Source organism: Moorena producens 3L (assembly GCF_000211815.1).
Lineage (GTDB): Bacteria > Cyanobacteriota > Cyanobacteriia > Cyanobacteriales > Coleofasciculaceae > Moorena > Moorena producens.
Genome location: NZ_GL890971.1, coordinates 38,192 through 61,778, shown reverse-complemented (window position 1 = coordinate 61,778; position 23,587 = coordinate 38,192). Strand labels below are relative to the sequence as shown.

Sequence of the window (23,587 nt, the reverse complement as noted above, 5' to 3'; positions counted from 1 at the left end):
TTGATGCAGTCGCTCATGGGGGAAACCACGCCAGTTGCTCATGGGGGGAACCCCCAAGACCGCACTGGCTCCCCAAGACCGCGCTGCATCGCTAAATTTCTGGGGGGGTTTCCCCCCTTGCAAAGGCTCCTGGTCTTTTCGCGTAGCGTGGCCTTTGGCCAATAAAATAAGATCACATCAGGTTTGGTTTGGAATCTGACTGACATGACAATTTCAATCCACTTACTGTGGTATTGAAAAAGCCGTAGACATAATATCTACGGCTATTTTTTTTATTTTTAGACTTATATTTTTTGTAAGCATTCAGCGGTCAGCCGTCAGCGGTCAGCCGTCAGCGGTCAGCCGTCAGCGGTCAGCCGTCAGCGGTCAGCCGTCAGCCGTCAGCCTTCAGCCGTCAGCCTTCAGCTGACGTAACAGAGATTAAAGCAATGCTTACTTGTTTTATTCAAAAGCTGTGCGCGTAGCGCATAAGCTGATAGCTGAATGCTGAAAGCTGAAAGCTGAAAGCTGATCGCTGATCGCTGATCGCTGATCGCTGAAAGCTGAAAGCTGATCGCTGATCGCTGATCGCTTATCTTGCCTTTTTCTCAAAATATCTTACTAATCAAACCTGGTAAATCCTTACATATAGTTACCATATTAGCAGTAGGAGACAAAGCAGCAGCAGTTCCCATGAGTATTTTCATCGCCTTCTTAACTACTTTCTTCACAGCACCATCTTCGGAATTAGTTAAACCAGAAGCGATCGCTTCAATTTGTTCTAGGGCTTCTGCTTTGTCTTCGTCATCCAAATCTTCTGCTAAGACTGCGCTTTGCAGTTGACTGAGTAATTCCTTCAGTTGTTTTTTATCAGGCTCAGGCTCAAAGCTAGGTAACTGGTTGATAGTATTAGCAACTGTACCACTAATCTCACCTAAGTTAAACGCACCAGCAAAACTATTTGTTACTGTAGCGTTATCCGATATATTTATATTTTGACTTTTATCGTTGATATTAGCCATGATTTCAGAATAATCTCCAGAAATATTACCGTGTTGTGATAATAGCAATACTAATTTTTGAATATCGCCTTTAAACTGAATGGATTGATTACTATCTTGTTGATCGTTAGATACTAACTTGTTAACATCTATTATATCATCAATTAAATTCAGAACATTCACCATCTGATAGCTTTGTTGACATTGAATGGTGTATTCCTTGTCTGCTATAAATTTTCGCAATGTTTCAAAGGGATAAGAATGTGGCGACTGACTGTCTTTACACGTAGAACAATTACAAGGTATTAACTGACTGTACTTCAAGCGCTTATAAGAATTATGTATTCTATCTAGTTCATAAGCAACTATAGTTAATAATCCCCGCTTATCTCTACCAGTAACCCTAATCTTAATCTCCCGTTTACCGTAATATTCAATCACTTCAGCTTTGGTGTTGTCTTTAGTTAAGATGACGCCACTTTTCCAAACGTATTGTTGTTGGTCAATATACTGATGCATCACCACAATCAAACGAGTGATAATACCCTTGGGCATAAAATCCGGATAAGCGTAACGTAAAATCAGATTATGGGATGGATTCCAATCATAGTATGGTTGGTTATCGCTGAGGAGTTGAGGGGCGATAAAGGTATCTTTGCTGTCAGGAATTTTATAGCAAAGTTGAAATTTCTTCATTAGTTCTAGTAATTCTCCTCTGGTAGAGGCATACTTGTCTTCCTTCCAAATACGTTTTAAATCCTTGCGAGTAAACTTTCCTTTGTTATTAATAACGTCATGATTATCCAGCACGTTGTAAACCGCATCGGTACCCCATTCGGGTTTAAGAATGACTATTTTATATAACAACGACTCTTCTTGATCCTGGAAATGAAGACATACTCCTAAATCGTGGAGATATCCGCTTAACTGTAATGCATCTGACCGTCGAGTAAATCCATTGATTTTACAAATATCCAGATAGTCTTGAAGAGAGATATAATTGTGAGCATCGTTTTCTAAAGCTTGACGCACATTTACCCAAGTTTTGGGTAATTCTTGCCCGACGTGAGGTAATTTTTTAATGTAATGTTTAATTTCATCGGTAATCTTTTCTAAACCTCGGTTAGTTTTGAGGTTAGTAGCCAGAGTTTCTTTGAGATTGGTAAACTGTCCTCGCAAAGCTCTTTCGTTAATGTCTCTTTGGCGGTTTTGTTTCTCGTTTTTAATAATCAACAGGGGGCTATTGTCACTTAATTTGTCTACAATATTTAACCAATAATAAAAATCCGTATCTTGTTTACGACTATCTGCAACTAAAGTATAGAGAGAACGTTTACTTAAAAAAAACTGATGGGTAGCATGATAAATTTCTTGGCCCCCAAAATCCCAAATATTAACGTTAAATTCTCGTCCGCTATCTAGAGGAAAACTCCATTTGATAACATCAATGCCTTCTGTAGACTGTTGATTGTCTTGGAGTTGGTATTGAGGGTCTTCAATTTTCTTAGCTAAACTAGTCTTGCCTGCTCCAGCCTCGCCCACAATCAACAACTTAGCTTCATAGATATAATCTTTTCCTTCTTTCCTTAATTGTCGAAAATATTGTTTAATAGCACCTACACCTCCACTGACCACTTCTGGCGGTGGGACAACGAGGGGATTACCCGATAAATCTAGATGGGTTAAATTGGATAGATTTACAATATTTTCTGGTAGTTTGCTTAGTTGATTATACGACAAATCTAGACTGGTTAAATTGGATAAATTTCCAATAGATTTGGGTAGATATGTTAGTTGATTATTCCATAAATGGAGCTTACTTAAATTTAATATATTACCAAGAGATTCGGGCAGATGTGTTAGTTGATTATTCCATAAATATAGTTCGGTTAACTTATAAAAGTTACCAAGAAAATCGGGCAGTTTGTTTAGGTTATTGCCCACTAAATCTAGCCTGCTTAAATTAGATAAATTTCCAAGAGATTCGGGAAAAGTATTTAGTTTATTTAACGATAAATCTAGTTCAGTCAAATTGTAGAGATTTCCAAGAGATACCGGCAGTTTTTTTAGTTGATTACGGGATAAATATAGCTTTTTTAAATTGGGTAGTTCTCCAAGAGATTCGGGGAGATTTATTAGGTTATTTTTTGATAAATCTAGCTCGATTAAATTGATAAAATTACCAAAATTTTTTTGGGGTAATTTTGTTATTTGATTACGCGACAAATCTAGCCTGACTAAATTGGTAATGTTACTAATATATTCTGGTATTTGATATATTCGGTTGCCGCTTAAGTTTAATACTCTAATTTGTTTTAGTTCAAAAACTTCCTCTGGAATATTAGTCAATGGTTGGGTTCGATATCCATTACTCAAATCCAGTATTTCAAGTTTTTTTTTCCTGGCTTCTTTTATTTTTTCTCGGAAGCGTTTTGGAATACTATCTTCGCTCATATAGCAATGGTTATTTGGGTGAGTGACAAAGGTTATGGTTTTAAGGCAATAGATTTTTAAGGTAATCAGCGTCAAAAAACACTGTACCTCATAAGTCCGATAAAAACTGTATTATCCCTGACCCAACAAATCTATTTTAATCTTTCCTATAGAAAAGTGATGTCGCATTACTGCTTAAATGCAACAATAAGTATTTATACTTAAAAATCTTGGTGAAAGAATTTCCTTCTTTGATTCAGCAATACAAAAAATCCGGCGTTGCTGAATTAAGGAATGAATGTGCGATCATTTGGTTTTATTAAAGCCCCCTAAATCCCCCAATTCTGGGGGACTTTGATAGTTTTGTTCCCCCCAGAATTGGGGGGCTAGGGGGGCAAAACCATACGCATAATCAGCAACGCCAAAAATCCGGTGTTGCATAAATGCAAGATGATGTGAATAGTTTTGTGGAATGAGCATCATGGTGAAATGAGCATCATGGTGGAATGGGCATTTTGGTGGAATGGGCATCTTGCCCGTTTCATTTCCGGAGCGACTGTCCCAACACTGGCTACCGATAAAATCAGCTTTTTGGTGGTGCGTTACGGGGCGGACTATCCCAACCTTGGCTACGACACGAAAAATAATGGCAAGTCCGCCCCTAACACACCCTACGCAACTTGTGTGGAATGGGCAACTTGTGTGTAATGTGCATCTTGTGTGGAATGGGCATCTTGCCCGTTTCCAACACCCCCGATTCCCGACTCCCGACTCCCGACTCCCGACTCCCGACTCCCGACCCCTCCACACTTACCTTGGTCAGATCCTCTAGGATGACAGATGAAGCAGGAAAGTCCTATCGTGATGATTAAAGCTAGAGCTATATTCCTTCCGGATTAGTCTCAGCAGTTGCGTAACCTGTAGATTCACATTAAGGTCATTATTCTAAGAGGCTGTACCGTGCCTAAATCTATTCCATTACTATCTATTCTTGTTGTCATGGGTTTGATGAGTTGGTCAGCACCAGTGGCTGGACAAGCACTGATTCCCTATACCCTAAAATTAGATTCAGAGGAACTCGAACAGCAGGGCTTAACTCTGGCTCAAGAAGCCATTCAGTTAGTCCGCTTTCAACAATACGACCTGGCTCTGCCTAAGGCCAAGTTAGCTACTCAACTTGCCCCCAACACCTATCAAACCTGGTTTATCTTGGGAACCTTGTACGTACAGTCCCAAGAGTTGGATCAAGGCATAGAAGCCTTGCAAAAGTCTTACTCTCTGGCACCAGATGAGGCTGGAGTGCTGTTCACCTTGGGGTCAGCCTATTTTCAAAAAAGCGAGTATAGAAAAGCGATCGCTCAGTTGAAAGCGGGATTAAAACTCAAACCCGATGTGCCAGAAGCCCTGTTTGACTTGGGCAATTCTTACTATATGCTCAATCAGTATAGTGAAGCAATCGATGCTTACAACAAAGCTGTTGACCAAGACAAAAGCTTTTGGCCTGCCATAAACAACATTGGGTTGGTCAACTATGAACAAGGAGATGTGGAGAGTGCCATTAAACAATGGGAAGCAGCCATAGGGATTGATAAAGAGGCGGCAGAACCTCAACTTGCGATCGCTGTGGCTCTGTATGCCCAAGGGGATATCGAAAAGGGACTGTTAATGGGAGAAGCGGCAATCCGCCTAGATAGCCGCTATGCTAACTTAGAGTTTCTTAAGGAAAACTTGTGGGGTAAACGCCTGCTTTCTGAAACCAAAAAGTTTCTGGAAAATCCCAGAATCCAAGCCACCATTATCCAGGGTGAAGGTATACCCTAAGTAGCTCAACTCCACCTGTCATGGGTGACTTCTAAAAATAGTGCTTGATCTCTATCAATTGCCAATAGGGGAGGGATGGCAGCCAAATATGGGCAATCATCTCAAGGGCGGTGGTTTTAAGATTGGCAATTTTCAAGACAGGAATTTAATTGTCCTGGGGTAGTAGAGCCATGATTTGATCAACAAACTGTTGATGGTCAACAACGGGTTTGGAGATGTAGTCATCGGCACCACTTTGCTTAAGAAATTTTTCTCTATCCCCTTCCATCGCATGAGCAGTGACCAGAATAATGGGCAGTTTAGAGGTATCAGCATCAGCCTTAAGCATTTGGGTAATCTTAATGCCGTCTACTGATTGACCCTGATAAACACTATGAGCTAGGGAAACATCCATCAAGATAATGTCTGGCTCCCCAGCTTGGGCTAGCTGCATTACTTCTTCTACATCTTCAGTATGCTTTACATTCAAACCGCCCCGCTTAGTGAGAATCTTGGCAAAAACACGAGCATTAATCGGATCATCTTCGACAATCAGAACGGTTTTCATGGGCGTTGCATCAAGAGAGTCATTTTTGGCAAAAGAGTCATTTGATCATAAGTTTGACAGGGAATCTGTCATTTTGCTATTTCAAATTCAAGATGTCATCTTCCCAAGTCTACTTTCCCCACATCCTTAGCTAACTAGTAATGTTCATGGGACTAATACAGGTGATAGGCTGCTTAATACCAGGGAAGCTGACGCTCCTGGCAAAAGCCAACCCACACTGCATCCAAATTTACATTGTAGTGTCTTGGGGACAGTGGAACGGCTTGCTGGAAGCGAAGCTTCTGGCTGGTTAAGCTTGAGCCTGTTTCTTTGAGTCGTGCTTTAGCTAAGCAACACTATCTTAAGGCGGGAAATCGGCTTTGGAACCAGATGCTCAAATTTTATGGTGTAAGCATTCAGCCGTCAGCCGTCAGCCCTCAGCCGTCAGCCCTCAGCCGTCAGCCCTCAGCTAACGTAACTCAGCATTATTCCAATGCTTACCTGTTGTCTTGATGCAAAGCGCGAGTGGGGAGGGGCTGCGTGGGTCACCTGCGTCCGCACCTTGAAAGCCCCGTGGAAACCCCCGCAGGTCGGCGCTCCATCGCTTATTCAAAAGCACCTCAAGTAGCGTGCGCATTAGCTGAAAGCGGAAAGCTGAAAGCGGAAAGCTGAAAGCGGAAAGCTGAAAGCGGAAAGCTGATAGCTGAAAGCTGAAAGCGGAAAGCTGATAGCTGAATACTTAACTTAGGGTGAGCTAGTGTCTGTGTTTTTCTATATGCATCACCTATATGCATCAATAGTCACGCTGGTTAAGCTGGATGCTAGAGCAGATGGAAAGATCAAGGGGACTTGATTAGGTGAAGAAGACATTCTCTTCTCCTTATTTTTCCGATCTTTTCGAGTACCGTAGCCTTAACGAGCGTGCAATTTCCCTATACCCTAAACCCCGATCACCCTGTCAACTACCGCACACTGACCCGATGCGGGTACAGTGTGGGCTTGAATAAAGCCTGTTGACCAGACGGCCTTAAAAATAAGCGCAGCCGTTAGTACCAAGAGTTAAAGTTCGTACCTTGGAATGCGTGCCAGTTCCAAGCTCTACAACCGGGTGATTAAACAGGCCATTCGGGAAAGCCAGTGTGATCCGGAAAGTACCGAGTACTAACACCGTCTAGGCAAACCTTACCAAGAAATTGAGAGGTACAGTAATGTACACTTTTGTTTACGATAAAAACCTCTTTCCTCTAGACCCCTGCCATCCGGCACGGGCAAGAAAATTGCTAAAAAAGGGGCGTGCTAAGGTGTTCAAGCGCTACCCCTTCACCATCGTAGTACTAGACAGGACGGTCGAGGATTCAGTTACCCATCCCTACCGACTCAAAATAGACCCAGGCTCCCAAAAAACCGGCATTGCCATAGTTCAAGAGCAGACCGGACGGGTGACTAATGCCTTCGAGATTGAACACCGAGGGCAGCAGATTAAGAAATCTCTAGACTCTCGTAGAAAGTTAAGACAAAGGCGGCGTAGTCGTAAACTCCGATATCGCAAACCTCGGTTTCTTAACCGGACTCGAAAAGAAGGCTGGCTCCCACCATCTCTTGAAAGTCGGATTGCGAACGTCGAAACCTGGGTCAGGCGGATTCTAAGGGTATGTCCGATCACGGCACTCTCTCAAGAGTTAGTCAGGTTTGATATGCAGAAAATGCAGAACCCCGAAATTAGCGGCGTTGAGTACCAGCGAGGAGAACTATTCGGTTTTGAAGTCAAAGAATATTTACTCGAGAAATGGGGTAGAAAATGCGCTTATTGCAGTACTGATGGTGTTCCTCTTGAAATAGAACACATTCAAGCTTTAAGCCAGGGTGGCTCTAACCGAGTCAGCAACCTGACCCTGGCTTGCCGCCCTTGCAACCAAGCTAAGGGAAATCAGCCGGTGGAGATGTTTCTGCTGAAAAAACCGGACGTGTTAAAGCGGTTATTAACCAAAGCATTAACTCCTTTGAAAGATGCGGCGGCGGTTAATTCAACCCGATGGGAATTGCTCAGGAGACTCAAAGGGTACGGGTTACCTGTGGAAACGGGTACTGGTGGTCAGACTAAATTCAATCGCAAACTCCAGGGGCTTGCTAAAACCCATTGGACAGACGCGGCTTGTGTTGGTACTTCTACACCCGAAAGACTGCTAATTAATCGGCTCAGACCTCTGATTGTCAAAGCCAAAGGTCATGGCAGGCGGCAGCGATGTCGAACCGACCGATATGGCTTTCCTAATGGACATGCTCCCTCACAGAAATTCTTTATGGGGTTTCAAACCGGGGATTTAGTCAAGGCCGATATCCCATTAGGTAAATACGCGGGGCAGTATACCGGACGAATTGCGATTCGCTATAGGCCATCTTTTAAGCTGAGCACTAAGATAAGGAGCTTTGATGTACATCCGAAATATCTAAAAACCATTCAGCGAGCGGACGGCTATCAATACGGACTTTGAATCAACGGACTCGCTACCGCTCGACAAATTTATTGGCGGTAATTCCCCGGGCGCTAACCCTAACGGGTTTAGGCGTCCGCCCCCTTAACGCTTTTTAGGTGGTCAATTCCTTGGAGGATTTTTGATGACAAAACAGCTGAACCTACTGGAAAACAGTAATGTCATTCCCACAGCCCTGCATTTGGAGATGCAACGGTCATATCTTGAATATGCCATGAGTGTGATTGTGGGGCGTGCTTTACCTGATGTCCGTGATGGGCTTAAGCCCGTACATCGACGTATCCTATATGCGATGCACGAATTAGGGTTAACCCCAGATCGACCATACCGCAAATGTGCTCGTGTGGTTGGGGATGTGTTGGGGAAAATATCACCCCCACGGTGACCAAGCGGTGTATGAAGCCATGGTGCGTTTAGTCCAAGACTTTTCCACCCGCTATCCCCTCCTTGACGGTCATGGCAATTTTGGTTCGGTGGATAATGATCCACCAGCAGCCATGCGTTACACTGAAACCCGACTTTCTCCCGTGGGCGCTCAAGCCCTATTGTCAGAAATTGGGGAAGCAACCGTTGATTTTATCGACAACTTTGATAGCTCCCAGCAAGAGCCAGTGGTACTCCCGGCACAATTACCGGTGTTGTTGCTCAATGGTTGCTCTGGCATTGCTGTGGGCATGGCCACCAATATTCCTCCTCACAATTTGGCAGAGATAGTAGATGGCTTGATTGCTCTGATTGACCGGCCCAATTTACCAGATGAAAAACTCTGGGAATTAATTCCCGGACCTGATTTTCCCACTGGGGGGGAAATTGTGGCAGCTGAGGGGATTCGGGATGCCTATACTACCGGTCGTGGCAGTATACCGATTCGAGGCATCACCAAGCTTGAAACCATTCAAGTCGGTCGAAAGAAACGGGGGCAGCGTAGGGCAATTGTAGTGAGTGAGTTGCCCTATCAGGTCCATAAGGCCGCCTGGATTGAAAAAGTAGCAGCTTTGGTGAATCAAGGGCGTATAGAAGGGATTAGCGATATCCGAGATGAAAGCGATCGCGAAGGGATGCGGGTGGTGGTGGAACTCAAACGAGATGCTCAGCCATCAGCGGTTCTCCAGCAGTTGTATAAGCAAACTCCCCTGCAAACAAACTTTGGTGCTATCCTGCTGACCTTGGTAGATGGACAACCCCGACAACTTACCCTGCGGCAGTTGTTAGAATCATTTATTAGCTTCCGAGAACAGACTCTAACCCGCCAATATACCTATGAGCAGTCCCAGAAAGAAAGACGTCTTCACCTGGTAGACGGGTTACTGGCTAGCCTCAATCAGCTGGATGCCATGATTGACATTCTCAGAAATGCTCCTGATGGTACCACTGCTAAGCTGTCCCTCCAAAATCAGTTAAACTTAAGTGAAATCCAGGCTGACGCAATTCTGGCCATGCCCATGCGACGGCTAACTGGCTTAGAACGAGAAAAGTTAGAGACCGAGGGTGAGGAACTTTCCCAGCGCCTGGAACAGCTGCACCAATTACTCAATGATCGGCGGGAATTGCTCAAAGCCCTGAAGAAAGATTTGCGATCGCTTAAACGCAAGTACGGTGATCCTCGCCGTACCATAATAAACTCTATTGCTTCCACTGAAAAAAAGCTAGAACAACCGACAGCTGCTCAACCCAGGAGTAAGAAATCTGCTCAACCCCAAAAAACTCCTGATACCCTACCTAATGCTCCCACTGAGCCAGAACAAACACTTCTAGAATTTACCTCTCACGGGTATGTACAGCGGCAAAGTGCCACAACACAGCCAAAATTACCCAAGTCAATTAAACAAGGGGAGGACTTTGTAGTTCAGGCTCAGCTGTTGCTCACCACACAAGAATTAATGGTAATCACTGGTTCTGGCAAAGCCTACCCAGTCAAAATTAGAGATATTCCACCAGCGGCTGGACGCAAGCAGGGTATTCCCTTGGTAAAGTTGCTGCCAAATTCTGCCCAATCAGAAACAGTTGTGGCTCACTTTAGGGTGCCAGATGACCTAGAAAACTTCACCCTAGTTTTGCTGACTCACCAAGGTAAAATTAAGCGTGTATCAGTATCTGAGTTGACAAAACTAACGAACCGTGGTATGTTGCTTACCAAGTTCAGAAATGATGATCAACTACAGTATGCCAACCTATCTACTACAGCGACACAAGTGGTGGTAGCAACCAGCAATGGACGGCTTTTGCGGTTTGAGGTGAATGACAAACAGTTACCGATTATGGGACGCAGCGCTCAAGGAAATCAAGCTTTGCGGCTAAAGGGTAAAGAAAAGCTGGTTGGCTGTGTTGTCCTAGGGGAAGAGGAAAACCTCTTACTGGTGTCTGAGCAGGGGTATGGAAAGCGCCTCCCCGTGCAGGCGATCAGGTTGGCTAATCGGGGAGACCTGGGAACTCAAGCGCTACAGTTTAAAACCGCTAAAGATGGTTTGGTCAGCATGGTCAGGGATTCCATCGCCAATGACGTCATGGTAGTCACTTCCCTTGGCGGTAAGCGTTTAGCTATGAAATCCGTGCCGATTTGGGGAAAAGATGGCACAGGCGATCGCATTGCCCAACTCAAGCCGGAGGAAAAAATCATCAGCGTTACTCCTGTGATTCAGGAATTAACTGTTTAAGGCGATAGCCCACACTGTGAACGGTTTCAATCAAATCTCTGGGTGCGCCAGCTAATCTCAGTTTGCGCCTCAAACTTTTGATGTAAGCGTTGACCGTCTCCTCTTCGGGAGGGTTTTCAAAAGACCAGACGTGCTCGATAATAACACTGCGAGTTAGTACCCGCCGACCGTTGCGCAGCAAAAACTCCAGTAAACTATACTCCTTACGGGTAAAGTGGATAGGTTGGTGAGCATAGCTTACTTCATAGGTACTCGGGTCAAGACGCAAATCTCCCCACTTAAGTACTGGTGGTGCGATAGATTGACCTCGGCGCAGCAGAGCCCGAATCCGAGCAAATAATTCTGGTAAGTCAACTGGCTTAACTAGATAATCATCAGCCCCTGCATCTAGACCCTTGACTTTATCATTAGTGGTATCGCGACCCGTCAACATTAGAATCGGCATTTGATAGCCTTGGGCTCGCAATTTTCGACAAACACCAAAGCCATCGAGCTTGGGCAGAGTCAGATCTAGCACCATCAAGTCATAATCAAGCATTTGGGATTGCTGGCAAGCAATTTCCCCATTGGTAACCAGATCAACCACGTAACGTTGGTTGGTGAGGGCTTCGGATAAATTTTCAGCAAGGAGAATATCATCTTCCACTAATAAAATTTTCATTGTAGAAGTAGTTTTTTGTTAAAAATGACTGATAAGAGTACATAGGTAAAGTCTAAAAGAGATTGGAGTGGCGATTCTAGGTCAAGATTAACTTATGTGACTCTCGTTCCTCCAGTTTCTACCTAGATCAGCAACAGTTAAGTTGACAGCAGTCGCAACCACTGTTCATAATTATCAGGTGGATAAACTTTAGCATTCAAAATAAACCCTTGGCTAACGTTGTTGTAATTGGTGCCCAGTGGGGCGATGAAGGAAAAGGCAAAATAACAGATCTGCTGAGTCGTTCAGCAGATGTAGTCGTCCGTTACCAGGGGGGCGTCAATGCTGGGCATACGGTTGTTGTTCAAGGTCAAACCTTTAAACTGCACCTGATACCTTCTGGAATTTTGTATCCGGATACAGAGTGTATTATTGGCTCCGGTACAGTTATTGACCCAGAAATTTTAATTGCCGAACTTGACCAACTTGAAGCACTGGGCATTTCCACTAAAAATCTGCTGATTTCAGACATAGCCCATGTCACGATGCCTTATCATCGATTGATTGACCAAGCATCGGAAGAGCGCCGGGGTAGGCAGAAAATTGGTACCACGGGTCGTGGTATTGGTCCGACCTATGCGGATAAATCAGAGCGTACTGGTATTCGGATCATTGACCTGATGGATCCGGAAGTATTGGTAGAAAAGTTAACCTGGACGATTAATTATAAGAACCCTATTTTAGAGAAGCTCTATAATCTATCGCCCTTAGACCCAGCTGGTGTGATCAAGCAATACCAGGAGTATGCTGAACGGCTAGGCTCCTATGTGGTGGATAGTTCCTTGAAGATTTATGAGGCGATTGAGCAAAAACGCAATATTCTGTTTGAAGGGGCTCAAGGGACACTGCTAGATTTAGATCATGGGACGTACCCCTATGTAACCTCTTCCAATCCAGTGGCTGGCGGAGCTTGTGTGGGTGCTGGTGTCGGACCGACAATGATTGATCGGGTGATTGGTGTGGCAAAAGCTTACACAACCAGAGTCGGAGAAGGACCGTTTCCCACAGAGATTCACACTCGAGAAGGAGAGTTACTTTGTGAGCTAGGATCAGAATTTGGGACAACCACCGGTCGCCGCCGCCGTTGTGGCTGGTTTGATGCCGTCATTGGTCGCTACGCTGTTCGGATTAATGGTCTTGACTGTCTAGCGATCACCAAACTGGATGTACTCGATACCTTTGAAGAAATTAAGGTCTGCGTCGCCTATGAAATTGACGGTGAACTCACTCGGGAATTTCCTAGCAGTACTAGCGTGTTTGCCCGATGCCAGCCCGTTTACAAAACCCTATCAGGTTGGCAAAAATCTACTGCTGAATGTCGGTCTTTAGAGGATTTACCAAAGGAAGCCTTGGATTATCTTAAATTCCTGGCAGAACTGATGAAAGTTCCTATTGCTGTGGTTTCCTTAGGAGCCAGCCGTGACCAGACAATTATTGTGGAAGACCCAATCCATGGTCCAAAGCGAGCACTATTGGATGCTAGCGGTACACCGATAACTTCGGGAGTTTAAGTGCGTCAGGGTATCAGGGCGTCAGGGTGTCAGTCGGAGAGTTTGAATCTCAGTAGTTTCCGATTCGATTAAAAACCCTGACCTACCATTGAGGTCAGCACCTCCCTCGGTGGCGGAATCGACCGGTAGCTGACCAGTAATTGCCATTAATTTGGCTACGTTATCTCGAAGAGTTAAAGTCCTAGCGATGAATGTTACTGTAGAATGTCAAAAGCGACCAGAAGGTAGTAAGCCGAGAGCCTTACGCCGTTCTGGATTGATTCCCACCGTACTTTACGGTCACAATGGTGCAGAATCTGTATCCTTAACTATGACGGCTAAAGCAGCAGAAGACTTGCTTAAAACAGCCTCGGTTAATAATACCCTGATAGAGCTCTCTATTCCCGACATTTCCTGGAATGGTCCAGTGCTGCTGCGGGAGATACAATCTCATCCTTGGAAAAATTCCCTTTACCACCTCAGTTTTTTCTCAGTGGCTTCTCAAAATAAAGTAGAGGTTGTTGTACCTCTGAAGCTAGTGGGAGAAGCCGTGGGAGTTAAGCAAGGTGGAATTTTGCAGCAAAGGCTTACAACAGTAAAAGTGCAATGTCCCCCAGATAAAATTCCCGAAACCATTGATATTGATATATCAAATTTGGAACAGGGTAAGATGCTGTACATTTACGAGTTAGTCTTGCCAGAAGGGATCGAGGTTATGGATGAGCCTAAATTAAGTGTTCTTGCTATCACTTCTAAATAAAGCGTTGCAGAATACAGGTAAGCATATGCTTACCTTAAATCCTATTTTGTTAATTGCCGATTGAGCACTGAGAATTTTCACTGAGAATTTTCACTGTTCAATTTTAAATTAACAAATAACGTTCCATGATAAATATTCAACCGAAAACAATATCATTACTTTATACAGTAATCATAGAGCAATGATAGGTTGGTTATAGTTGTCTGATTAAGCCAGGGCAGAGTTAAAATTTCCCTGGCTTTTTTGTGAATGATTAGTTGGATTGGAAGAAAATGACAGAAAACTCTCAACAGTCAAGACCTATTGATGTCTTTGGTGTCGGAAATGCTTTAGTCGATATTCTGGCACTGGTGGATGATGATTTTATCCGGCAACATGACCTGAATCGAGGGGCAATGACTTTGATGGATGCCCAAAAGCAGGCTATGATTCTACACAATCTTGAGCATCATTCTCTGGAACTAAGCTCAGGAGGCTCGGCTGCTAATACTATGATTGCGATCGCTCAAAGTGGTGGTAAAGGCTTCTATTCCGGTAAAGTCTCTAGAGATACCAATGGGGAATTTTACCGACAAGACTTATTGGAGGCAGGGATTCAATTTGATGTGCATCCAGCTGAGCTATCTAGTGGTCCAACTGGTACCTGTGTGGTTCTAACTACCCCTGATGCTGAGCGTACTATGTGTACTCATCTGGGAGTGTCTACTACTTTGGCTCCTACTGATATTGATGTAGAACGACTCAGCCAATGCAAATATAGCTACGTTGAGGGCTATCTGTGGACGGGGGATGGCACTCGGAAAGCTTGTATTGAGGCTATGGAACAGTCCAAGCTTAAAGGAGTAAAGAGTGCTTTTACCTTTTCCGACTTCTTTCTAGTAGAGAATTTTGCTGATGATTTCCGTCAGCTGATTACAGATTATTGTGATGTGGTCTTCTGTAACGCGGAAGAAGCACGTCACTTCTGTGGATTGGAATCCTTGTCTGATTGTGCTGGTAAAATTAGTGAGTTAGTGGATACAGCTTTTATCACTGATGGCTCTAATGGTTGTTTAGTGGTGGAAAATAAAACAATTTTCCAGGTGCCTGGATTCCCAGCTAAGGCCGTGGATACCGTAGGAGCTGGTGATGCCTTTGCCGGTGGTGTGTTGTTTGGAATCACCAATGGTTTGACCACTAAGCAAGCAGCACGTTGGGGAAACTATTTTGCTTCAAAAGTAGTACAAACTCATGGTCCACGTCTGGAGGGTTCTCAGGCTGAGTCTGTCAAGGAAGTTGTTAGTAGCGATTAAGCTATTGTGTATTTAATTTAGACAGCTTTCGTTCGCGTAGCGTGGCCTACGGCCAATCATTGTAAGCATTCAGTCATCAGCTGTCAGCTAACAGCTGACAGCTGAATGCTTCCCAATTAGTAAACAGTTCCAAGTTAACTGTTTATTGAAAAATGACACAGACAGATATTCCCAGTTTAATTAACCAGATGATGCAGCCGGAATTTTATCCTCATCCGGTGAAACTACCTATTGAACTGATTCAGACCCATGCTTCCTATGTGCTGCTTACTGGCGAGTACGTCTATAAAGTCAAGAAAGCCGTATATTTTGGATTCCTGGACTATTCAAGTTTAGCTCAGCGAAAGCATTTTTGTCAAGAAGAAATGCGCATCAATCAGTCAGTTTCTCCTGAGATTTATTTGGAAGTTGTGCCAATCATTAAAACCAGTGATGGGTTTGGACTAGGGGGAGTGGGTGAGGTGGTAGAGTATGCAGTTAAAATGCGCCAGTTTCCTCAAGAGTCTCTGTTAAGTACTATCCTGGAACAGCAGAATCTTACCACAACTCATAGGTTGGAATTGGGAAAAGTTGTAGCTCAGTTCCATCAAAGGGCGAAGACCAATAATTATATCCGTAGTTTTGGCACAGTTGCTAAAATTCGGGAGGCGATTGACCAAAATTATCAGCAAAGCCAAAAGTACATTGGTGGACCTCAAACTGGGAGCAGGTCAAATAAGCCTAACAAATGAACTACTTGACAAAACAACAAAAATCCTGTGTTCGAGCCGGTCTTAGTTGCAGAACAGATGAACTATTTACCAGAGGAGCAAGCAATTACCCATGAGGGGGCGATCGATAAGGTAAAAATATTCGGTAAAAGTGACATACTCCCCCTATTACCTATTACCCATTACCCATTACCCATCACCATTCCCCATTCCCCATTCCCCATTCCCCATTCCCCAGATAAGCGTACAAATGTTCTGCATAAGTGACATGCTCCCTATTTGAGATGGTAAGTATGACCGACTGGCTTTCCGAGAATTAGCGATCGCAAAAGCCAAGCGTTATCAGTTACCGATACAAATTATTTACGCTCTGCGCACCAGAAGCTGTGTTATGCGAACGCGCCCCGCGTGGCCTACGGCCAATCGCTTATTATCTCGTAGTGGGGATGTGTCTGATGCTACGGTTGATTTGCTTAAGGGTCAACAGGCTGGATTTGAAGGGTTTACAGAAGAGGAACAATCTTTGGTGATTAGGTTGGATACTAGTCAGGATTGGGAATCCCAGTTGTTAAAGTAAGAAGTATGAACAAGGCATCAAGTATCAATTATGAAGGCTTAAGTATCAATTATGAAGTATGAAGGGTTAAGTATGCAGTGTAAGAGCATCTCAATTAGGCTTGACACAAGGAGTTAGAAGAATCTAATCTATGGTCAATGAAACTTGAACTGAGAACTTGAATCATGTAATCATGATCCATACTGATAATAAAAATAACAGTCACAAATGGGAGCGCTCTGATGTTATCGCTGCCTTTGCTTTAATAGTATCAATTTTGACTTTTGTATTTAGCTCTTCAGGACAGAGAGCACTATGTTCCATTGGAGTTTAAAATGAGACCTGTCCTGAAATCCCACCTTGTGTTATCGGTACAGGTGATACTTGTAATTGCGCGGATTTTAAAAGTCAAAGACAAGCTCAATTATTACTGAAAACCTATCCCGGGGATATTCACAACCTCGATGGTGATCAAGACGGTATAGCTTGTGAGAAGCTCTTACAAATCCAAAACTAAAGATGTACTTGGAGGACTGACTTAGGCGTTTGATTGACTTCAGGTTATAACCAAGGTTCAGAAACACCTGTTACCCAAGATCTGGCGGCCAATGCCAGTCGTTCATCTAGTAGTTTATCGATTACGTGGCCATTGAGGTTCGCTCGCTGTACGTGATTCTTATTCTCACAGGGCTGATCTAATGATATAGGGGATATAGGGTATGTATTTACAAATTGTTAAGCTGTAGGTGTTGATGCCCTAATGTGTTATACTTAAGTTGTAAAGAAAAATACAAATATGCGCTTATTATAAAGAGAAAAAGTTATTTATAGTAAGGAATCAAGGTCTTCTTTGTGGTATCAAAGGCGAAAAACATCTATGATACCAAATTTTAGCTAAAATCAGCAATCAGCTATCACGTTCTTGAGGGTTGGGTTGTTCAGGATAACTGATGTACTCCCGTACCTCAGTTAAATACCTAAGTTTTCCTTGATCAAAAAATTGACTATATAGCACTACCCATTCAGATTAGGACATTGTCTTGATGCAAAGCGCGAGTGGGGGAAACCACGGCAAAGCGCGAGTGGTTTGAAGTTACCGTAAGACAGGCTCGCCTTAATCAATAAGTTTTAACCCTTTTTTGCATAACCTACCAACCATAAAGGCTCAACGTAATCAGGTTTCGTCTCCGGGGGGAACCCCCAAGACCGCGCTGCCTCCCCAAGACCGTAATGGTGCGTTTTCCGCATTAAGAATGAAATTCGCCACGGGTCGCACCTCTGCATCGCTCCTAAACTCCGAAACGTAAGTAATCGCTTACTTTTGACTTCTGACTTCTAACTTCTGACTTGCCCGTAGCGCTATAAGTACCCGCAAGGGTACTGTCAAGCCTAGTGCAACCTTGCGATTATGTACATGGAAAGAACATTCACTTGAGTTCTTTGTAGTAGTTAATTGTAAGGAGAATGGTTATGTCAGAAACTGAAATAGTTTCCAATCAAACCAACCAAGGCAAGGAAATAGAACGGGAGGATCAGCAGCTCCATGAAATCACTTCCAGCGAAACTCAATCCCAGTCAATAGATACCGAAGACCAATTTGAGGGAATGATGGGTCGCGGTGAAATCGAAGCAGTACCCAGATTCAATAAATCCCGAGCGCTTAATGAGGGTTTTGATTTCCAGGAAAGAATGTTGGTCACAGAGGATATGGAAAATCTTCCAGATGCTGGTGCTGGAGAATTCCAAAGGCCAGAGTCAGTATGTGGTAGTGACGACCGCATCCGCATTTCTTCACTTACTAGTATGCCCTGGCGATGGATTTGCCAGTTAATCATTACCAAAGCTAATGGGAGGCGGTCTCTGTGTACTGGCTGGTTGATTGGACCACGGACAGTAATGACTTCTGGACACTGCGTCTATAGCCATAGTGCTGGTGGTTGGGCCAGGAAAATTGAGGTCTTTCCCGGTATTGATGAAAACGAAGCTCCCTTCGGCTCCCAAGTTAGCACATCCTTCCGCAGTGTAAAAGGCTGGACACAAGAACAAGATGATGATTTCGACTACGGAGCAATTATTCTACCGGATGACACCCTAGGGAACCGAGTCGGCTGGTTCGGATTTGCCAATCTATCCGACGACTTACTCACAAATCTACTGATAAATAACTCTGGCTACGCTGGTGACAAACCATTTGGCACACAATGGTTCAATGCTGGTCGAATTACCAGAATCACTGGTCGCAAGCTCTCCTATATGCTCGATACCTATGGCGGTCAAAGCGGTAGCCCAGTCTGGCGCTTGCAAGATGGTCAACACCATGTAGTGGGAATTCACGGCTATGGTGGCTGTCCTAACAGTGCTGTCCGGATCAATAAGTCTGTGTTTGATAACATGTCCGCTTGGAAAAATGTCTAATATAGCGCTACGCGCAAGTCAGAAGTCAGAAGTCAGAAGTCAGAAGTCAGAAGTCAGAAGTCAAAAGTCAGCTATGACTAAGTTTAGGAGTTTAGGAATGTCAAACATCTGAATGCGTTGCTATATCAGCTTTTAGTTATCAGCTTTTAGCTCACGCTAAAAGCTGACGGCTGACGGCTGACGGCTGACCACTGATACCTGAATGCTTACAGTTCAACTAACAAAGGAAAAAACTGTCAGATGACTACTAAACTACAAATTCCTGTTAAATCTTTTGCTTTGAGCAGTCTTATCGGATTATGCCTGCTGTTTTCCGCTTGTAGCGCTCCGCAACCAGACGTTCCATCGGAAAACAATCAGGGTAATAATCCAGATAATAATCCAATAGAAAGGTCAACTGATGAACAAATGATTATCGAAGGTAAAATTGTCGCAGTTATGGAAAGCTTCCCTCTACAGTTAAAGGTAGAGACGAAGTCTGGTTCCTATAGTGTACAACTTCTTTCCGATACCAAAATCACTCGTCAAGGAGAAACTGTTGACCCAGGAAAATTAAGTCCTGACCAGAAGGTTCGGATTAAAGGTCAGAGTTCTGGTTCCAGTAAGTCTGCTATGACTGCTCAAACTATTGAAATCTTTTAGTAAGCTATCAGCATTCAGCTATCAGCATTCAGCGGTCAGCGGTCAGCGGTCAGCGGTCAGCGGTCAGCCTTCAGCGGTCAGCCTTCAGCGGTCAGCGGTCAGCGGTCAGCGGTCAGCGGTCAGCCGTTAGCGGTCAGCCTTCAGCGGTCAGCCTTCAGCGGTCAGCGGTCAGCGGTCAGCGGTCAGCCGTTAGCCGTTAACTGTTCGCGTAGCGTGCGCGTAGCGCATAAGCTGATAACTGATAACTGATAACTGATAACTAAAAACTAAAAACTGAAAACTGAAAACTGAAAGCTGAATGCTGAAAACTGAAAGCTGAATGCTGAAAGCTGAATGCTGAAAGCTGAAAGCTGAATGCTGAAAGCTGAAAGCTGAAAACTGAAAGCTGAAAGCTGAAAGCTGAATGCTGACCGCTGAAAGCTGAAAGCTGAAAGCTGACCGCTGAATGCTTAGAAATCACCTTTGTTTATCTAACAATGGAGCTGCCTCTAGCAAGGTTCTAGTGTAAGGATGCTCAGGATTAGTAAACAGGTCATGAGTTGGTTTCTTTTCAACAATCTGACCTTTGTTCATCACAGCGATACCATCACAGAAAAATCGTGCTACCCAGAGGTCATGAGTAATAAACAAATAGGTAAGATTAAAGGCTTCTTTCAACTCCAACATTAATTCTAATACTTGAGTTTGGACACTAGCATCCAGCATACTCACTGGTTCATCACAAATCACCAAACTAGGATGAGTAATCAATGCCCGAGCAATAGCAACCCGTTGTTGTTGTCCTCCAGAAAGGTCAGCAGGATATCGATTATAGTAATCTTCTACAGGCGTTAATCCTACCCGTTCTAGCATTTCGTTGACCTGATTTTTAGCTGCTGTTGAATTAACCGCTAATTTATGAATAAATAAGGGATCGGCAATACTTTCTCCCACAGTCATTAAAGGATTAAGACAAGCATGGGGGTCCTGAAATACCATTTGGATTTGACGACGAATCTCTTGTAGGGAATGTCGATTGAGTGTAGCTAAATTTGTGCCTTGAAACTCAACGGTTCCAGCAGTAGGACGAACTAATTGCAAGATAGTGCGAGATAAAGTACTTTTACCACAACCGGATTCTCCTACTAGTCCCAAAATTTCACCAGGATATAAATCAAAGCTGACGTTATCCACAGCTTTGATAACGTTTTTTTCTTGAGATACCAGTTGCTGAATAAAATTGCTTTCTAAGGTATAATATTGCTGGAGATTGGTAACCCGTAGCAAAGGGGTAGGAATGGCAGAGCTGGAATTACCCTCATTGTCATTAGTGTCAGTGTCATTAGTGTCATTGTGCTCTCTAACTGCCTGGAGATGTAGAGCTGCTTCTAAAAGCGATCGCGTATAGTCATGGTTAGGTTGCCACAGAATCTGTTCCACTGGCCCAGTTTCCACCATTTTCCCACCATACATGACCGCAATGCGATCGCAATATTCCCCGATCATGGCCAAATCGTGAGAAATCAGTAACAGTGCCATGTCCCGTTCTCGACATAACCTAGTTAATTCTTCTAATATCTGTGCCTCTACCGTAACATCCAAGCTAGTGGTGGGTTCATCTGCTACAATTAGCTTGGGATTGAGCAACAAGGCTAATGCGATCGCAACCCGTTGCCGCATCCCACCACTAAATTCATGGGGATATTGAGAGAAGCGATTAGCGGGAATTTTCACCGCATCTAGAGTTTCTATTACTTTTGCTTTAGTCTCACGTCCTGATAGCTGGGGTTGGTGAGCTCTGAGGGTTTCTAGGCAGTGTTCCCCTATACTCATTAAAGGGTCAAGGCGAGTCATCGGGTCTTGAAAGACTAGGGCTACTGCTTCTCCCCGAAACTGGCGCAGCTGTGCAGGGGTTAAATCAAAGACAGACTTTCCAGCAAACCTAACCTGTCCTTTCACTCGGGACCGTTGCGGTAACAACTGCATGATTGCTCGTCCCAGAGTAGACTTACCGCAGCCTGACTCACCGACTAATCCCAGTCGGTCCCCTGAATCTAGGATAAAGGAAACATCATCTACTGCCCAAGTGGGTTTTTCAAGGGATTGGCTGCTAGGATAGGCCACCTGCAAGTTTTCGACACAAAGTAGCGCTTCACTCATCTATTAAATATTTCTCTCCCAATAATATAAAAACTTTGATGCCATAACCATTAAATTTTGATTAAAATTTGTAAAGCTAGACTAATTCCTATCTAAGTCAACTGCTCTGATCGAGTTCATGAGGCCGCCAGTAGGATTGAGCAAAGTTATCCTATAAACATCTTTTTGACATCTTTTTGTCAGGGCATCACCATGGAACCTGTAAATCCCCAAGTGTCTAATCACTATCAGCCAGATTCAAATTCTCAAAGCCAAGAAGAAACCAAAGCCAAATCCTCGGCATGGCTACTCACAGTCCTGTTTTTGGTAGGAGGTCTAGCTTTGTTGCAAATCTCGACAGTACCAGAACCCCCTGTAGCCCAGACGAAAACTAAACAGACACCACCGCGACCTGTAGAAACTATTCCCCTGACCTTAGGTAAAGGAATTAAACGGATCCAGTTACTGGGTGAAGTAGAGGCAAGTGAAAAAATCACGATTAAATCTCAGGTGGATGGTGTAATACAACAAGTCAAAGTCCGAGAAGGCGATCGCGTTAAACCGGGCATGACCATTGCTATTCTTGATGGTGCTGACCAACAGTTAGCCCTCGCCCAAGCTAAGGCAAGGCTTGCTCAGGAAAAAAGTAATCTCGCTCGATTACAAGTGGGAACCCGTCCAGAAATTCTTGCCCAACGGCAAGCAGAACTGGATGCCGCTAAAGCTAGGGAACAAGAAGCAAAGGACAACCTTGATGGTATGATAGCCGTCCAACCCAATTTAATTGCCCAACGGCAAGCAGAACTAGATGGGGCTCAAGCTCGGGAACAAGAAGCCAAGGATAACCTAAAACGCATTGAAGCCCTAACTCTGGAAGGAGCTCTGTCTGAACGAGCAAAAGTGGAAGCCGAAAAAGCAGCTGATGCAGCTACCAGTGAGCGCTTACGGGCTCAAGCTGCCCTAAGTGCAGAACAAACTAAAACCCAGCAAGAGATTGCTGAAGCCAGAAGTACCGTTGATGCCACCATCAGTGAGCGGTTGCGCATTGCAGCTCTGTTAGCGGAAGCCCAAGTCGGACCAACCCAGGAAGAAATTGATGCCCAGAAAGGGGTAGTAGCAGCAGCTGTTGCAGCGGTTGAGCAAGCTCAACTAGCATCAGAACGAGCCACGATTAAAGCGCCTATAGCCGGAGTTGTGCAATCCCGCCAGGTTGACACTGGCAACTATGTTGAAGGTGGCGATGCCATCATTACCTTGGTCAATAATGCTCAATTCGATATCTTTCTACAAGTACCAGAAAAGTTTACTAATCAGGTCAAACCAGGGATGTATGTGGAATTAACTGCACCGCGAAGTTTACCTAACTGGCAGCAACGAGCACAGATTACCAGCGTTGTGCCTACAGCCAATGCCAACTCACGGCGACAACTAGTAAGGGTAAATCTCAACAATCCCCCAAAAGACTTATTAGCTGGAATGGGAATTGAAGCCACCTTAGATTTACCCATTGATGTAGATCCCAGTTTTGTTATCCCCCGTGATGCCATCATTAAACGAAAAAACCAATCCTTAATATATACCATTTACCAAGACAAAGCACAAGAGTTTACCGTAGAAATATTAGCGGATATGGGGGAAAAACTCCTGATCACTAATCAAAAATTACAAGCCAATCAACCCCTAGTTGTGTCAGGTGGTGAAGGACTAAAAAACGGCGCACCAGTCAAAATTACTAGTCCTTAATTCCTAATTATTGAACCTATTGCAAACCTGAAAAACTAGTACCGCTGTGCGGAATTCAAAATTCAAAATTCAAAATTCAAAATTCAAAATTATTACATGTTTAGTTATTAGAGGTTTAATATATAAGAGTTTTGCTATTTTTGAAAAGTATATTGATTTCCGCCGTGCTGTATAGCGGTTTTCAATTTGGTGAGGTACAGATTACCTGGTTTTAGGGAACAGCGGATCTGGGAACAGGGAACAGGAAAGAGGAAC

At 44.0% G+C, this 23,587-nt stretch carries 21 protein-coding genes and 1 pseudogene; 17 read left to right on the top strand and 5 right to left on the bottom strand.

Annotation, left to right across the window (positions count from 1 at the left end):
* Window positions 1-587: 587 nt before the first annotated feature.
* The gene (locus LYNGBM3L_RS30725) at window positions 588-3,434 is read right to left on the bottom strand and encodes a COR domain-containing protein (protein ID WP_008190613.1); all 2,847 of its coding nucleotides are present in this window, start codon (window positions 3,432-3,434) and stop codon (window positions 588-590) included.
* 444 nt (window positions 3,435-3,878) lie between these two features.
* On the opposite strand from LYNGBM3L_RS30725, the gene LYNGBM3L_RS30720 reads away from it, so the two are divergent.
* The 3 genes from LYNGBM3L_RS30720 (at window position 3,879) to LYNGBM3L_RS30715 (ending at window position 5,234) form a co-directional block, all read left to right on the top strand.
* Window positions 3,879-4,121: a hypothetical protein gene (locus LYNGBM3L_RS30720; protein ID WP_131827167.1), complete on the top strand. Its 243-nt coding sequence runs from the start codon at window positions 3,879-3,881 to the stop codon at window positions 4,119-4,121.
* Window positions 4,122-4,147: 26 nt separating this feature from the next.
* Window positions 4,148-4,285 (top strand): hypothetical protein, encoded by a 138-nt coding sequence (locus LYNGBM3L_RS44680; RefSeq protein WP_161603209.1) that lies wholly within the window; start codon window positions 4,148-4,150, stop codon window positions 4,283-4,285.
* Between the two features lie 88 nt (window positions 4,286-4,373).
* Window positions 4,374-5,234: a tetratricopeptide repeat protein gene (locus tag LYNGBM3L_RS30715; RefSeq protein WP_044495524.1), complete on the top strand. Its 861-nt coding sequence runs from the start codon at window positions 4,374-4,376 to the stop codon at window positions 5,232-5,234.
* 145 nt (window positions 5,235-5,379) lie between these two features.
* Here the strand turns inward: LYNGBM3L_RS30715 and LYNGBM3L_RS30710 are convergent, their stop codons facing one another.
* Window positions 5,380-5,781, bottom strand: a complete 402-nt coding sequence (locus LYNGBM3L_RS30710) for a response regulator (protein ID WP_008190602.1) — start codon at window positions 5,779-5,781, stop codon at window positions 5,380-5,382.
* A gap of 309 nt (window positions 5,782-6,090) precedes the next feature.
* On the opposite strand from LYNGBM3L_RS30710, the gene LYNGBM3L_RS42220 reads away from it, so the two are divergent.
* From LYNGBM3L_RS42220 to LYNGBM3L_RS30700, 3 genes and pseudogenes are all read left to right on the top strand, one after another.
* Complete coding sequence (locus tag LYNGBM3L_RS42220) at window positions 6,091-6,273, top strand: hypothetical protein (RefSeq protein ID WP_131827168.1); 183 nt, start codon at window positions 6,091-6,093, stop codon at window positions 6,271-6,273.
* A gap of 695 nt (window positions 6,274-6,968) precedes the next feature.
* Window positions 6,969-8,252, top strand: a complete 1,284-nt coding sequence (iscB, locus tag LYNGBM3L_RS30705; protein ID WP_008190597.1) for an RNA-guided endonuclease IscB — start codon at window positions 6,969-6,971, stop codon at window positions 8,250-8,252.
* 124 nt (window positions 8,253-8,376) lie between these two features.
* Window positions 8,377-10,906: pseudogene (locus tag LYNGBM3L_RS30700) on the top strand (DNA gyrase/topoisomerase IV subunit A).
* Here the strand turns inward: LYNGBM3L_RS30700 and LYNGBM3L_RS30695 are convergent.
* Window positions 10,875-11,567 (bottom strand): response regulator transcription factor, encoded by a 693-nt coding sequence (locus LYNGBM3L_RS30695; RefSeq protein WP_008190591.1) that lies wholly within the window; start codon window positions 11,565-11,567, stop codon window positions 10,875-10,877. The pseudogene LYNGBM3L_RS30700 and the gene LYNGBM3L_RS30695 sit on opposite strands and share 32 nt — an antisense overlap.
* 209 nt (window positions 11,568-11,776) lie before the next feature.
* Between LYNGBM3L_RS30695 and LYNGBM3L_RS30690 the strand changes: the two genes are divergently transcribed.
* Entirely contained in the window at window positions 11,777-13,117 is a 1,341-nt protein-coding gene (locus LYNGBM3L_RS30690) for an adenylosuccinate synthase (protein WP_008190589.1), read from the top strand.
* Between the two features lie 21 nt (window positions 13,118-13,138).
* Here the strand turns inward: LYNGBM3L_RS30690 and LYNGBM3L_RS49155 are convergent, their stop codons facing one another.
* Window positions 13,139-13,264 carry a hypothetical protein gene (locus LYNGBM3L_RS49155; protein ID WP_008190587.1) on the bottom strand — a complete coding sequence of 42 codons (126 nt, stop codon included), beginning with the start codon at window positions 13,262-13,264 and terminating at the stop codon, window positions 13,139-13,141.
* A 40-nt stretch (window positions 13,265-13,304) separates the two neighbouring features.
* On the opposite strand from LYNGBM3L_RS49155, the gene LYNGBM3L_RS30685 reads away from it, so the two are divergent.
* The 9 genes from LYNGBM3L_RS30685 to LYNGBM3L_RS49585 all read left to right on the top strand — a co-directional run bounded on the left by LYNGBM3L_RS30685 (window position 13,305) and on the right by LYNGBM3L_RS49585 (window position 19,671).
* Window positions 13,305-13,856: a 50S ribosomal protein L25/general stress protein Ctc gene (locus LYNGBM3L_RS30685; RefSeq protein WP_008190585.1), complete on the top strand. Its 552-nt coding sequence runs from the start codon at window positions 13,305-13,307 to the stop codon at window positions 13,854-13,856.
* A gap of 272 nt (window positions 13,857-14,128) precedes the next feature.
* On the top strand, window positions 14,129-15,148 hold the full coding sequence (locus LYNGBM3L_RS30680; RefSeq protein ID WP_008190583.1) for an adenosine kinase: 1,020 nt from the start codon (window positions 14,129-14,131) through the stop codon (window positions 15,146-15,148).
* A 152-nt stretch (window positions 15,149-15,300) separates the two neighbouring features.
* The gene (locus LYNGBM3L_RS30675) at window positions 15,301-15,879 is read left to right on the top strand and encodes a hypothetical protein (protein ID WP_008190580.1); all 579 of its coding nucleotides are present in this window, start codon (window positions 15,301-15,303) and stop codon (window positions 15,877-15,879) included.
* A 27-nt stretch (window positions 15,880-15,906) separates the two neighbouring features.
* Window positions 15,907-16,125, top strand: a complete 219-nt coding sequence (locus LYNGBM3L_RS39145; protein ID WP_008190578.1) for a hypothetical protein — start codon at window positions 15,907-15,909, stop codon at window positions 16,123-16,125.
* Between the two features lie 124 nt (window positions 16,126-16,249).
* The gene (locus LYNGBM3L_RS30665; RefSeq protein WP_008190569.1) at window positions 16,250-16,435 is read left to right on the top strand and encodes a hypothetical protein; all 186 of its coding nucleotides are present in this window, start codon (window positions 16,250-16,252) and stop codon (window positions 16,433-16,435) included.
* A 331-nt stretch (window positions 16,436-16,766) separates the two neighbouring features.
* Window positions 16,767-16,931: an excalibur calcium-binding domain-containing protein gene (locus LYNGBM3L_RS50030; RefSeq protein ID WP_081432012.1), complete on the top strand. Its 165-nt coding sequence runs from the start codon at window positions 16,767-16,769 to the stop codon at window positions 16,929-16,931.
* Between the two features lie 953 nt (window positions 16,932-17,884).
* Window positions 17,885-18,829, top strand: a complete 945-nt coding sequence (locus tag LYNGBM3L_RS30660) for a trypsin-like serine peptidase (RefSeq protein WP_008190568.1) — start codon at window positions 17,885-17,887, stop codon at window positions 18,827-18,829.
* A gap of 240 nt (window positions 18,830-19,069) precedes the next feature.
* Window positions 19,070-19,471, top strand: a complete 402-nt coding sequence (locus LYNGBM3L_RS30655; protein WP_008190567.1) for a hypothetical protein — start codon at window positions 19,070-19,072, stop codon at window positions 19,469-19,471.
* A gap of 20 nt (window positions 19,472-19,491) precedes the next feature.
* Complete coding sequence (locus tag LYNGBM3L_RS49585) at window positions 19,492-19,671, top strand: hypothetical protein (protein WP_071986983.1); 180 nt, start codon at window positions 19,492-19,494, stop codon at window positions 19,669-19,671.
* A 256-nt stretch (window positions 19,672-19,927) separates the two neighbouring features.
* Here LYNGBM3L_RS49585 and LYNGBM3L_RS30645 read toward each other — a convergent pair whose 3' ends face one another.
* Window positions 19,928-21,610 (bottom strand): dipeptide ABC transporter ATP-binding protein, encoded by a 1,683-nt coding sequence (locus tag LYNGBM3L_RS30645; RefSeq protein WP_008190565.1) that lies wholly within the window; start codon window positions 21,608-21,610, stop codon window positions 19,928-19,930.
* Between the two features lie 192 nt (window positions 21,611-21,802).
* Here LYNGBM3L_RS30645 and LYNGBM3L_RS30640 point away from each other — a divergent pair, with 192 nt between their 5' ends.
* Complete coding sequence (locus tag LYNGBM3L_RS30640) at window positions 21,803-23,332, top strand: efflux RND transporter periplasmic adaptor subunit (RefSeq protein ID WP_008190564.1); 1,530 nt, start codon at window positions 21,803-21,805, stop codon at window positions 23,330-23,332.
* Window positions 23,333-23,587 lie beyond the last annotated feature (255 nt).